Source organism: Alcanivorax sp. 97CO-5 (genome assembly GCF_000524665.1).
GTDB lineage: Bacteria > Pseudomonadota > Gammaproteobacteria > Pseudomonadales > Alcanivoracaceae > Alcanivorax > Alcanivorax borkumensis.
Map to the genome: position 1 here is coordinate 137,748 of NZ_KI965877.1, position 12,379 is coordinate 150,126.

Sequence of the window (12,379 nt, forward strand, 5' to 3'; positions counted from 1 at the left end):
TTCTCCCGAATTAAAGCTAGGAGATTGTTCATGAAAGCACCCGTACGCGTAGCCGTCACCGGCGCCGCTGGCCAAATCAGCTATTCCCTGCTGTTCCGCATCGCTTCCGGCGACATGCTTGGCAAAGACCAGCCCGTTATTCTGCAATTGCTCGAAATCACCCCTGCTCTGGAAGCCCTGAACGGGGTCATCATGGAGCTGGAAGATTGCGCATTCCCGCTGGTTGCCGGTATCACCGGTACCGACGATGCCAACGTGGCCTTCAAAGACGCCGACTACGCGCTGTTGGTTGGTGCTCGTCCGCGTGGTCCGGGCATGGAGCGTAAAGATCTGCTGGAAGCTAACGCAGCCATCTTCTCCGCCCAAGGCAAAGCCATCAACGACAATGCCAGCAAAGGCATCAAGGTTCTTGTTGTCGGCAACCCGGCCAACACCAATGCCCTGATCGCCCAACGCAACGCGCCTGACATCGATCCCCGTCAGTTTACTGCCATGACCCGCCTAGACCACAACCGTGCCATGGCGCAACTGGCCAACAAATTGGGCAAAACCGTCAATGACGTGAAGAAGATGCTCATCTGGGGCAACCACTCTTCCACTCAGTATCCTGATCTGCATCACTGTGAAGTGGATGGCAAAGTAGCCATTGATCAGGTCGAGCAAGACTGGTATGAAAACGACTACATCCCGACTGTACAGCAGCGTGGTGCAGCGATCATTAAGGCCCGTGGCGCGTCTTCCGCCGCGTCTGCTGCTAACGCTGCCGTGGACCACATGCGTTCCTGGGCACTGGGCACCGACGAAGGTGACTGGGTTTCCATGGGCATCTACAGTGATGGTTCCTACGGCATTCAGGAAGGCCTGATCTACTCCTTCCCTTGCACCTGCAAGAATGGCGACTGGACTATCGTTCAGGGCCTAGAGGTCAATGACTTCTCCCGTGGCAAAATGCAAGCCACCGAGCAGGAACTGGCCGAAGAACGTGATGCTGTTTCTCACCTGCTGCCGTAAGGTTTAGTCAGGCAATAAAAAGGGGCTCTTCAGAGCCCCTTTTTTGTTTCCGCTGTACTGCGCAGCGGCAGCAGGGTCCATACGACTTAGAATCCGCAATGGCCCTTTTTCAATTTCAAACGCAAGTCATCAGTATTCGGAATAATCGATCTGCTGCATGGCCTGTTGCGAATAATTCGCATAATTTGCCATGGTGACCGGGAACAATACTCCGAAATAGCCCACCATCAGCAACAGTACAATGACAAAGGCTGCTTTCACACCGCCTGAGTTGCTCACTGGGGCCGCGCCGTACTGATTGCGACCCTCGCTACCGCGTTTGAACAACATCACCAGGCCCAACACTAGGTTGGCAATCGGCACTAGCATTAACAGGCTCAACCAACCGCTGGCGTTGATGTCATTGAGGCGACGCACCATATAGCCCCAGCTCATCACCATCAAAGCAATAAACCCCACCATGACAATCAACCCTATTATCACGGCACCCACACCAATAGCACTTTGGCCAGCACTCATAATGCCAGGGATCACGAGTGCTGCAGCAATGCCCATGACCAAATAGAAAAGCAGCGTAAGGCCCGCCGCATAGACAAAATACCGCATACGCCCGATACGACCAGACAGCGATAGAAACTTGGGCTGATACGTCTCCTGACTTCCGGCCATAGAAACATCCGCCTTAGGCGCTTGGTAAGGTTGGTTCATGGTGACTCCCCCCGGAGTTCAAACAGCGTTCAAAGAAGTTGAATCAAGCACTACAGTGTGTGGCGATGCCCAAAGTCTTCCATGGCACGAAGCAAGTCCCGGCGGCTGATTTGGCCAACCAGCTTTCCGTTATCCATCACCGGCAGCCGACGACGGTGATCCGCAAGGAAAATCTCTGCCACATCAAGAATAGAATCCGAGCCTTCTACGGTCTGCAGATCCACGCTCATATATTCTTTTACCGAACCAATTTCCGTATCGTGGTAGCTTGCTTCCAGCGCCCCCTTGAGGCAATCAGATTCGGAAAAGACCCCTACCACGCTGCCCGCCTCATTCACCACCGGGCCACCGGAAATTTGATTTTCCAGCAAGGTACGAATGGCTTCACTGACGGACATATCGGGGGAAAAGGTGATAAGACGGCGGCTCATGTATTCCGCTACCCGCATGGACTTAAGCATAATTATTCCTTGTGCGATCGCAGCCGGCGTCGTGCCGGCTCATCCCTATTCTTTTATAGCAGAGTTCCTGCCAAGAATCGTCAATGACAAGCCTTATACCAAGGCCTTGGGCGCAGTGATGATCCCATTATTATCCGCATAAACGAATTCACCCGGGCGAAAAACAACGCCACCGAAAGTGATCTCAATGTTCAGCTGCCCTTCATCACGACGAACCGATTTAATCGGCACGCAACCTAGGGTGATGACACCGATGTCCAACTTGGCTAGCGCGTCCACGTCCCGGCAGGCGCCGTAAATAATTACGCCTTCCCAACCATTTTTCACCGCATTTTCCGCAATCATATCGCCGATCAACGCATTGCGCAGGCTGCCACCACCATCAACCACAAGCACCTTGCCCTTACCGTCGGTGCCCAAGTGTTCCTTTACTCGGCTGTTGTCTTCAAAGCACTTAACCGTGACGATTTCGCCACCAAATGCGTCGCGGCCGCCATAGCTGAGCCAGTTAAGTCCGGTTACCACGCAAACGCTATCGGCGTTGTCATCACAAAGATCGCAAGTCACAAAGGTCATACTAACTCCTTCGGTTATTTGTTCAGGTTGTAGCCAAAGCCTTTCAGGCTGTCTTATTCATTTTCTCGCGGAACTTGCCGGCAAACACCAGAAAATCCCGGTAACGCAATCGGTACAAGCCAGTATCTGGCCCCATCAATGCCATACCAACCATGGCATCAGCCACCTTGCCGCTGTCCACGGGAAGCCAGTGGGCATCGGTCCAGCGTGTCAGTGGCTCAATCACTCGATTGAAAATATTGCCCCAGTCCTCTGCCCGGCGCTTGTCTTCACGCTCGCCGCGTAACAGTGACGGCTGCAGAATGGCCAACAGTGGCAGGTCGAGCTTGATCAACGCGCGTTCCATCTGCCCTTTTACCCGCGAGTAGAAAAACGGCGAGCGAGCATTGGAACTCACCGCCGAAACGACTAGAAAGCGCTGCACATTGGCTCGCCTCGCCATGCTGCCGGCCAGCACCACAAGGTCATGATCCACATGCCGAAATGCCTGTCGCGAACCGGCTTTTTTCATGGTCGTGCCCAGACAACAAAAAACATCATCAACTTGGAAGCTATTCTTGTGCGCCTCGATATTATCGAAATCTACCCGCTGCACATCTAGCTTGGGATGCTCCACCGATAAAGGACGGCGAGTCAGCACAATTACCTTTTCATAGTCATCGCAGGCAAGTAGGTTTTCTAAGCAATCACGACCCACTAACCCGGTTGCTCCCAGCAGCAAGGCTTTTCTTGTCATTGTTCATCCTCATCTCTGACGGGCTGCTCGGGCAGCCAGCGGCGCAATACTGTTTCTAGTGCATCAAGATGCACCGGTTTGGCAAGAAAATCATCCATGCCAGCAGCTAGGCAACGGGCCTGAACGCCTTCCGCGGTATTGGCGGTAATCGCAACAATCGGGGTACGCGGGCTCGCTTTGCTGTGTTCCATTTCTCGCTGGCGACGGGTTGCTTCAAAGCCATCCATCTCCGGCATCATGCAATCCATCAACACCAGATCAAAGGGTTCTTGTTCCAGCAACGCCAGTGCCGTTTCACCGTTGCTCACGGTTTTTACCTGATAGCCCAACTTACTTAGCATGCCCCGGGTAACCAGCTGATTCACTTCGTTGTCCTCCACCAGCATCAGCCGGAAGCGTTTGCGGCGCTGCCGCTCTTCCGGCGTCTGAAGAGGAGCATCACCAACTGGAATTTGCCGTTGCAGCCCCATCAACCTTGCCAAACCCTGGCGCAATACGCTGCGATGTACTGGCCGTACCAGCACCACCAGATCATGTTTATCGATTAGCTGTTGCACTGCCGCATGGCTACGCTCTTCAATGGTGGCCAAAAGCACAAGACGTACCGGACGTAGCGAGGGATCTTCAAGTACGTTACGGCATAGATTCAGCGCCAACTCTCCCCGTGACCAGGTATCAACAAACAATACATCAAAGTCACTTTGCTCACGATGCCCCGCACGCAAAGCTTGAAGTGCATGGTCATACCCCATCGCAGAGGAAGCCTGACAACCCAGCGCTTCTAATTCTTCCTGGATACTCGAAACCGTGCCCGAGGCAGCGCCAACCACCAAGGCCTGGACGCCATCTAGCGCCCGTATCAAACTCTGGGCTTCGCGCATATCCGGCTGCATTTGCACCGGCACGGTGAACCAGAAAGTAGAGCCTTCGCCTGGCACGCTTTCTGCGCCCAGTGTGCCCCCCATAGCATCAATTAGCCCCTTACAGACCAGCAAACCGAAACCAGTATGATGGCTGCTGTAGACGTCCTGCCCCTCTTCAATAAAGCGATCTTGGAACAAGTGGCGCAAGGTTTCCGGGTCCATGCCTGCGCCTTCGTCGCTAACCCGCACCCTGAGCACACCAGCGTTTTCCCTCTCCACGGTAAAATCCACATCGAGACGAATTTCACCCTTTTCACTGAATTTGATGGCATTGCTGAACAGGTTATTAAGTACCTGCATCAACCGCTCACGATCACCGCGAATACGCTTGGGCAACATCCGGTCAATCACACAGGTCAATTCCAGACCGGATGTCTGGGCCATAGGCCCAAAGGCTTCCAGCGACTGTTCAATCGCTGCCCGAAAGTCAAAATAATCAGAGTTAAGGGTAATGCGGCGGGAAAGAATGCGGGAATAATCCAGAACGTCATCAATCAGAGTCAGCAGCAACTTGCCACTCTGCCCTGCCACTTGTAGATAGTCTTTTTGTTCGTCATTCAGGCGGGTGTCTTCTAGCAACGACATCATACCCATCAACGAATTCATCGGCGTGCGTAGTTCGTGGGCCAGTCGGTACACTAAACTCAGCTGCACTTCGGTACTACTGCGCACCGGCTTTTTAGGCTCCACAGAACCCCGCCGCTCACGGGTCATGGCATGCCAGAATGTCTCGTACTGCCCGCGGTAAAGGCGGAACAAGTAAAATGCATAGGAGCCAATCAATGCCGCCAAAACCCAATCGTGCACGCTTCCCGCAAACAGTAATACCGCCAATGTCGGCAGAAACATCAGTACGATATACGCTTGGCGCACCCGTAAGCCGGCCATCCAGGAGCTGCCTAGGGCCGTCGTTACGCCGACGTTATAAAGAATCACTACGAAGAAATTAAAGCCGGTGCCCAATCGCCAAATTAGCCAGGCTGGTAGCAAGCCCCACAACAAAGCATGCAGCGCCAGGCCCACCCCGAACAAACGTCGCCAACGTGCGGGGCCAGAACCATGGAGGGCATCAAAACGCGCCACCAGCCATAACCGGTAAGCGGTAACGATCAGTACGGCGCCCCCCCCTATTAGCGCTTCCAGTTCGAAGCTCTGGTAGACCTGTCCCCAGGTAAAGACAACTGCATAAACCAGAAGGGCCGCCAGGACTCCCATCAAGGAGTTCTTGGCGGCCCCATAATCTACGCGTTTAAGAACCTTTCGATCTTTCTTGTATGACACTGTGTTTTGTTCCGAAGAAACGGGAAAACCGGTTTCGAGCTACGTTAACACCGCCTTATCACACTGGCTAGAGCCTATGCACCCGCCCTAATCTGCTTACGGCGGTCCAGTGCAACCAGCAACGGCACGAAAAAGAAGAAATCTACAATCAACGCCATGGCAATGGTGATTGCCGATAACTGCCCCATGCTGGAATTAGGATAAAAATGGCTGGTACCAATCACCGCAAAGTTGGCCACCAATACCACCGATGTGGCCACCAGTGCCACACCAACGGTGCGCAAGGCATATTCCACCGCCTGTTCAGTATTAAGGCCTAATTCACGTTTGGCACGCACATATTTGCTGAGGAAATGCACCGTGTCATCGACCACAATCCCCAAGGTCATACAGGCCACCACTGACACTGCCAGTCCAATTTCGCCGTTCACCAGCCCCCATAACCCAAAAGCCATGGCCGCCGGCAACAGGTTGGGCAGCAATGACAAGGCCCCGTAGCGCACAGATCGCAGCGCTATGACCAACAGCACCGAAACACTAACCAAGGCGACCAGCGCACCCCCGAGCATGCTTTGAATATTGCGCATGGTGACCCGGCCAAACAGAATGTCCATGCCGGTGCCTTTGCTGTGCATGTATTGCGGCCAATGATCCTCCATCCACGCTTCAACTCGTTCATTGAACTCCAGTACCGGGTGCGAACCAATGTTTTCTAGCAAGACGATCACCCTCGCTTGTTCCTTATCGATATCCAATTGATCTTCCAAGCCTAGCCCTTGGGGCAACGATAATTCATACAGCAAGGTGTACTGAGAAATTAGCTCGCGGGATTGCGGAATGCGATACCACTGCGAATCACCGCCATGCATGTCTCGATTAAGCCGCTTAATGACATCTGAATAGGCTGAGGCATAGACCACTTCATCCTGTTGCTCCAACCAGATAATTAAATCATCAATGTGCTTCAGGTACGCAGGCTCCATGGCCCCGCCAGACTCCCCGGAGTGCACCGCATAATCAATACGATGCATGCCGGTAAGATTGCTCATGGCGAAATCGTTCACCTGACGAACCTCAAAGGTTTCATCAAAATATTCATTAAACACATCATTGATGCGGTTCAAGCCGATGGCGGCGGTTAGCACCACTACCACCGCTGACATGCCCAGCAACCAGGGTTTGAAATGGCGATTCAGATGTGCGGCCAGCGCCCCCATCAAGGGAGCAAAATCCCGCTGCTTACCCGGCTCAATACGGTTCGGCAGCAACATCACCAGAGCCGGTAGCAGCACGACCGAGAACACAAACGCCAGCAGCACCCCAATCAATACCACATTCCCTAAAGCACGGAACGGTTGAGACTCGGAGAAATTCAGAATTGCAAAGCCAATCGCCGTAGTAAAACTGGTGAGCCAGACCGGCTGAATATTGATGCGCAGGCTTTCTAGCATAGCCGCCGCCCGCTCCTTGCCTTGCAAACATTCGTGCCGGTAGCTGGCCAGAATATGCACTGAATCCGCCACTGCCAGGGTCAGAATCATGGCGGGCGCCATACCCACGATGGGCGAAAACTCTATCCCCAGCCACGTGGCAATGCCCATAGCCGAGGCGATGGAAAACCCAATCACCATCACCGTCACGACCACAAAAATGGCACTGCGCATAATCAGCCACAGACACAGCAGCATCACCACAAAAGCCAATGGCAAGGTGGTCACCATGGATTGTTCGGTGGCATCGGCGGAAGCCTGGGAAAACACCACCGTACCGGTGACCATAAACTCGATATCCGGGTAACGCTCCCGGTAGGCCTGTGCCATCTCGCGGGCCGCCTGGGTAATCACCGGCGCTTCGGTGTTGCCCTCATCCATGGTTACAGTAGCCACGATGCCCGCCACATGCCCCTTTTCAGAGACCAGCCGCCCAACCAATGCAGGTTCTTTCAGGGCAATTTCGCGTACCAAGGCTATCTCATTCGGTGCCATGTCTGCGGCATCTTCCACCAGAGGTGCCACGTACAGTTCGTCTCCATCTACCTCGGTATGCTGGAAGTTGGTCAGGGAATCCACCCGAGTGGAGTACGGTAGCCTCCAAGCATCGTCAGTCAGTGACTCAATCGCCGCCAACGTTTGCGGTTCGAACACCCGACCGTTCTTCGGGTGTACCACAAACAACACCACCTCATTGGCGGTAAAGCTGTCTTCCAGAGCCATAAACCGTTTGAAATCAGGGTTTTCCTGGGTAAAGAAAATGCGTGGATCGTTATTATTGCGAAACCCCTGCAGTCCGGTGGCCATGACTACGCATAGCGCACTACAAATCAATAGCACCCACACTGGATGCGCCACCACCCAGCGACTCCAAGTCTCTTTCATTGTTAGTCCCACTGTCCCCATAGATTACGTTGGGAGTCTAGGCATAGGTAAATACAGTGTCACGGACCGGAAAGGCCAAAATCACCACTTTACGTTAACGTAAACCTCCCCTAGGATTTCGCCATGCCCAAAAAACAGATATACAGCATTGGTGAACTGGCGCGGGAATTTGACGTGACGACTCGCACCATTCGCTTTTATGAAGATCAGGGGCTGCTCAGCCCGGCCCGACGGGGGCAGACACGAGTCTACTCCCCCGCAGACCGGGTCACATTGAAATTGATTCTGCGTGGCAAACGCCTTGGGTTCTCCCTGGCCGAGTCCAGAGAGTTGATCAAGATGTATCAGCCCAGCGGTGATAACCGCAATCAGCTATTGGCACTGCAAGACAAAATCCAGCAGCGTCGAGACCAGCTGAACCAGCAACTTAGAGATATTCAGGCTCTACAGCAGGAGCTGGACGACGCCGACCAGCGCTGCGAAGACGCCCTCACTGCCTTGGAGAACCCCGATCATGTTTGAGAGCACTTTTAATTTTGACTTAGACGAAACTCTGATTGCCCTGCGCGACAGCGTCCGCCATTTCGCCCAGAAAGAAATCGCCCCCATCGCTGCCAAAGTCGATAGCAGTAACGAGTTCCCGGTAGAGATGTGGAAAAAACTTGGCGACCTTGGTGTCCTTGGCGTTACCGTCAGCGAAGAATATGGCGGCGCCAATATGGGCTATCTGGCCCACACCTTGGTGATGGAAGAAATTTCTCGGGCTTCTGCTTCCATTGCCCTGTCATACGGTGCCCATTCCAACCTGTGCGTTAACCAGATCTATCTCAACGGCAACGATGCCCAGCGTGAAAAATACCTGCCCAAACTGGTCAGCGGCGAGCATATCGGCGCCCTTGCCATGAGTGAGCCCGGCGCCGGCTCCGACGTGGTTAGCATGACCCTGCGCGCGGACAAACAAGGTGACCACTATGTGCTCAACGGCAACAAGATGTGGATCACCAACGGCCCCGACGCACACACCTATGTAATTTACGCCAAAACAGATACCAACGCAGGGCCACGCGGCATCACAGCCTTTATTGTTGAGCGCAGTTTTGCCGGCTTCTCGCAAGCCCAAAAACTCGACAAACTCGGCATGCGCGGCTCCAACACCTGTGAATTGGTATTTCAAGATTGTCGGGTACCGGAAGAGAACGTTCTTGGCTCTGTAGGCGAAGGGGTCAAAGTACTAATGAGTGGCCTCGATTACGAGCGCACCGTACTATCCGGCGCCACCACTGGCATCATGCAAGCGTGTATGGATGTAGTGGTTCCCTACGTTCATGAACGCAAACAATTCGGCAAGGCCATCGGCGAATTCCAGCTCATGCAAGGCAAAATCGCCGATATGTACGTGACGCTTAACGCCAGCCGTAGCTACCTCTATAACGTGGCCAAAGCGTGCGACCGCGGCGAAACTAACCGCAAGGATGCCGCTGGTGTGATTCTCTACTGTGCCGAAAACGCCACCAAAATGGCACTGGAGGCCATTCAAGCCTTGGGCGGTAACGGTTACATCAACGAGTACCCCACTGGCCGCCTACTGCGTGATGCCAAACTCTATGAAATCGGCGCCGGCACCAGTGAAATCCGCCGCATGCTTATCGGCCGCGAGTTGTTTAATGAAACGGCCTGACGCCTGAAGCCCAACGCCGGAAACTATGGCGTCAGACGTTCTGCGTCTGGCGTCCTGCGAGATAATCCATGCCCAAAATTAATAGCCAGATCAACCCCAACAGCCCTGATTTCCTGGCCAACCGGGAGCACAACTTGCAACTGCGTCAGCAATTGCAGGACAAGCTTGACCACATTGCCCATGGCGGTGGTGAAGCGGCGGAGCAGCGCTTGCGTGAGCGCGGCAAACTTCCCGTTCGTGAGCGTATCAATTTCCTGCTTGATCCGGGCTCTCCGTTTCTGGAAATTTCCGCCCTCGCCGCTGACGGTGTCTACGGGGAGGATGTCCCCGCCGCTGGCTGCGTCGGCGGAATCGGTCGGGTACAAGGCGTAGAGTGCATGATCGTCGCCAACGACCCCACTGTGAAAGGCGGAAGCTATTACCCCCTTACAGTTAAAAAACACCTGCGCGCCCAGACCATTGCTGCAGAAAACCGCCTGCCTTGCATCTACTTGGTGGATTCCGGCGGAGCGAACCTGCCCCGTCAAGATGAGGTATTCCCTGACCGCGAACATTTCGGGCGTATTTTTTTCAACATGGCCAACATGTCCGCCCGGGGGATTCCTCAAATCAGCGTGGTGTTAGGTTCGTGCACCGCTGGCGGCGCCTATGTGCCCGCCATGGCAGACGAAGTGATTATGGTGAAAGAACAAGCCACTATCTTTCTGGCCGGCCCACCGCTGGTAAAAGCGGCTACCGGTGAAGTGGTCAGCGCTGAAGACCTGGGCGGGGCCAACCTGCATTGCGAACAATCAGGCGTTGCGGATCACCTGGCTGAAGATGAACCCCACGCCTTCGAGCTAGCGCGACAATGTATTGCCCACTTGAACTGGCACAAACCGGATCAAGTAAAACGATTGCCTGTGCAGGCACCAGCCTACGCCCCTGACGAATTGTACGGCGTCATTCCCACAACCACACGCCAACCCATGCCCGCTCGCGAACTGATTGCTCGCATCGTGGATGGCTCGGAACTGGACGAATTCAAATCCCGCTACGGCACCACTCTGGTGTGCGGTTTCGCCCGAATTCACGGCTACCCGGTGGGCATTCTTGCCAACGATGGCGTGCTGTACTCGGAATCTGCCCAGAAAGGGGCGCACTTCATCGAGCTGTGCAACCAACGCAAGATCCCTCTGCTGTTCCTGCAGAACATCACCGGCTTTATGGTCGGCCAGAAATACGAAGCCGAAGGCATTGCCAAGCACGGAGCCAAGATGGTCAACGCGGTGGCCTGCGCCACCGTCCCCAAATTCACCGTGGTGACCGGTGGTAGCTTCGGGGCCGGCAACTACGGCATGTGTGGTCGAGCCTACGACCCGCGGTTCATGTTTATGTGGCCCAATGCCCGCATTTCGGTAATGGGAGGCGAACAGGCCGCCAGTGTATTGACCCAAGTGAAGCAAGCTTCCCTGAAGAAAAAAGGTCAAGTTTGGAGTGACGAACAAGCCCTCGAATTTCAAACTGAAATGACTCAGCGCTACGAGGAAATGGCGCAACCTTGGTACGCCAGCGCCCGGCTCTGGGATGACGGCGTCATCGACCCGGCGGACACCCGCGATGTCCTTGGCCTCGCCATTTCCGCCAGTCTTAACGCACCGATCGAAGAAACACGCTACGGCGTATTCCGGATGTGAACAGGCGGCAGAAAGCCTAATGCCCAAAGCCAGATACAAAACAGGACGTCAACAATGAGTGTTACCACAGACATCAAAAACCAGGTGGCCCGGATTACGCTGAATAACCCGAACAAGCGTAATGCGTTTGATGACACCATCATCGCCTCACTCACTGAAGCCTTTAAACAGGCCGGCAGTGACGACAGCGTCCGCGTGGTGGTACTGCAGGCCGCTGGCAAGCATTTTTCCGCCGGCGCAGACCTTAACTGGATGCGTGCCATGGGCAAATTGGACGCCAAGCAAAACCAACAGGACGCTTTGCGCATGGCGACGCTGATGCAGGCCATTGATCAATGCGCCAAGCCGGTGATTGCGCGCGTGCAGGGGGCCGCTTTTGGTGGCGCTTTGGGGTTGATCTGCGCGGCGGACATGGCGGTGGCGGCAGACAATGCCCGTTTCTGCCTCAGTGAAGTAAAACTCGGCATCGTGCCCGCGGTAATCAGCCCCTACGTGGTTCGTGCCATGGGCGCCCGACAGGCTAACCGCTTTTTCATGACTGCAGAAGTGATTCCCGCCGAGCGAGCTCAACAGATTGGCATTGTCCACGAGGTGGTTAGCGAAGACGCCCTGGACAGCACCGTAGACGGGTTGATCGACGCACTACTTGCGGGTGGCCCCCAGGCACAAGTAGAAGCCCGAGCACTTATTGCCCGAGTCAGTGATGGCCCCATTAACGACGCCATGATCAATGACACCGCTTCCTTCATCGCCCGACTACGCACCGGTGATGAAGGCCAGGAAGGGCTCAGCGCTTTTTTAGAAAAACGCAGCCCGCACTGGGTCTAACCACACGCAAGAAGCATCGCTAGCGGCGAAATGAGAAACCGTTGAATGTTTAAAGTGTAAAATTGAAACGCGAAATCGGCCAGATTCTAGAAGTTTCGCGGGCACGAATCTCAAAAAAGATAATGC

11 protein-coding genes are annotated in these 12,379 nt (G+C 54.4%); 5 read left to right on the plus strand and 6 right to left on the minus strand.

From position 1 onward, the window contains the following. The first annotated feature begins 30 nt into the window (after nucleotides 1–30). Entirely contained in the window at nucleotides 31–1,011 is a 981-nt protein-coding gene (locus Y017_RS00650) for a malate dehydrogenase (protein ID WP_035458261.1), read from the plus strand. Nucleotides 1,012–1,140: 129 nt separating this feature from the next. Here the strand turns inward: Y017_RS00650 and Y017_RS00655 are convergent, their stop codons facing one another. The 6 genes from Y017_RS00655 to Y017_RS00680 form a co-directional block, all read right to left on the minus strand. Further along, nucleotides 1,141–1,719: a DUF805 domain-containing protein gene (locus Y017_RS00655; protein ID WP_035458264.1), complete on the minus strand. Its 579-nt coding sequence runs from the start codon at nucleotides 1,717–1,719 to the stop codon at nucleotides 1,141–1,143. Between the two features lie 50 nt (nucleotides 1,720–1,769). Further along, nucleotides 1,770–2,180 carry a CBS domain-containing protein gene (locus tag Y017_RS00660; RefSeq protein WP_011588529.1) on the minus strand — a complete coding sequence of 137 codons (411 nt, stop codon included), beginning with the start codon at nucleotides 2,178–2,180 and terminating at the stop codon, nucleotides 1,770–1,772. 93 nt (nucleotides 2,181–2,273) lie between these two features. Next, entirely contained in the window at nucleotides 2,274–2,756 is a 483-nt protein-coding gene (gene rraA / locus Y017_RS00665; protein WP_011588528.1) for a ribonuclease E activity regulator RraA, read from the minus strand. 43 nt (nucleotides 2,757–2,799) lie between these two features. Beyond that, nucleotides 2,800–3,492 carry an NAD(P)H-binding protein gene (locus tag Y017_RS00670; RefSeq protein ID WP_011588527.1) on the minus strand — a complete coding sequence of 231 codons (693 nt, stop codon included), beginning with the start codon at nucleotides 3,490–3,492 and terminating at the stop codon, nucleotides 2,800–2,802. Further along, a complete protein-coding gene (locus Y017_RS00675; protein WP_035458265.1) occupies nucleotides 3,489–5,630 on the minus strand; it encodes a response regulator in 2,142 nt (713 codons plus the stop codon). The genes Y017_RS00670 and Y017_RS00675 overlap by 4 nt, the downstream gene beginning before the upstream one ends. Nucleotides 5,631–5,770: 140 nt before the next feature. Next, nucleotides 5,771–8,071: an RND family transporter gene (locus Y017_RS00680; RefSeq protein ID WP_035458266.1), complete on the minus strand. Its 2,301-nt coding sequence runs from the start codon at nucleotides 8,069–8,071 to the stop codon at nucleotides 5,771–5,773. A gap of 123 nt (nucleotides 8,072–8,194) precedes the next feature. Here Y017_RS00680 and Y017_RS00685 point away from each other — a divergent pair, with 123 nt between their 5' ends. From Y017_RS00685 to Y017_RS00700, 4 genes are all read left to right on the plus strand, one after another. Further along, nucleotides 8,195–8,593: a MerR family DNA-binding transcriptional regulator gene (locus Y017_RS00685; protein ID WP_011588524.1), complete on the plus strand. Its 399-nt coding sequence runs from the start codon at nucleotides 8,195–8,197 to the stop codon at nucleotides 8,591–8,593. Next, nucleotides 8,586–9,749: an isovaleryl-CoA dehydrogenase gene (locus Y017_RS00690; RefSeq protein WP_035458268.1), complete on the plus strand. Its 1,164-nt coding sequence runs from the start codon at nucleotides 8,586–8,588 to the stop codon at nucleotides 9,747–9,749. Before Y017_RS00685 ends, Y017_RS00690 begins: the two co-directional genes overlap by 8 nt. Nucleotides 9,750–9,817: 68 nt before the next feature. Further along, a complete protein-coding gene (locus Y017_RS00695) occupies nucleotides 9,818–11,425 on the plus strand; it encodes a carboxyl transferase domain-containing protein (RefSeq protein ID WP_011588522.1) in 1,608 nt (535 codons plus the stop codon). 54 nt (nucleotides 11,426–11,479) lie between these two features. Beyond that, on the plus strand, nucleotides 11,480–12,253 hold the full coding sequence (locus Y017_RS00700) for an enoyl-CoA hydratase/isomerase family protein (RefSeq protein ID WP_011588521.1): 774 nt from the start codon (nucleotides 11,480–11,482) through the stop codon (nucleotides 12,251–12,253). Nucleotides 12,254–12,379: the final 126 nt, after the last annotated feature.

Coding starts and splice junctions, on each gene's coding strand:
- Y017_RS00650 (WP_035458261.1), top strand. CDS start 31: ATGAAAGCACCCGTACGCGTAGCCGTCACCGGCGCCGCTGGCCAAATC.
- Y017_RS00655 (WP_035458264.1), bottom strand. CDS start 1,719: ATGAACCAACCTTACCAAGCGCCTAAGGCGGATGTTTCTATGGCCGGA.
- Y017_RS00660 (WP_011588529.1), bottom strand. CDS start 2,180: ATGCTTAAGTCCATGCGGGTAGCGGAATACATGAGCCGCCGTCTTATC.
- rraA (WP_011588528.1), bottom strand. CDS start 2,756: ATGACCTTTGTGACTTGCGATCTTTGTGATGACAACGCCGATAGCGTT.
- Y017_RS00670 (WP_011588527.1), bottom strand. CDS start 3,492: ATGACAAGAAAAGCCTTGCTGCTGGGAGCAACCGGGTTAGTGGGTCGT.
- Y017_RS00675 (WP_035458265.1), bottom strand. CDS start 5,630: ATGGGAGTCCTGGCGGCCCTTCTGGTTTATGCAGTTGTCTTTACCTGG.
- Y017_RS00680 (WP_035458266.1), bottom strand. CDS start 8,071: ATGAAAGAGACTTGGAGTCGCTGGGTGGTGGCGCATCCAGTGTGGGTG.
- Y017_RS00685 (WP_011588524.1), top strand. CDS start 8,195: ATGCCCAAAAAACAGATATACAGCATTGGTGAACTGGCGCGGGAATTT.
- Y017_RS00690 (WP_035458268.1), top strand. CDS start 8,586: ATGTTTGAGAGCACTTTTAATTTTGACTTAGACGAAACTCTGATTGCC.
- Y017_RS00695 (WP_011588522.1), top strand. CDS start 9,818: ATGCCCAAAATTAATAGCCAGATCAACCCCAACAGCCCTGATTTCCTG.
- Y017_RS00700 (WP_011588521.1), top strand. CDS start 11,480: ATGAGTGTTACCACAGACATCAAAAACCAGGTGGCCCGGATTACGCTG.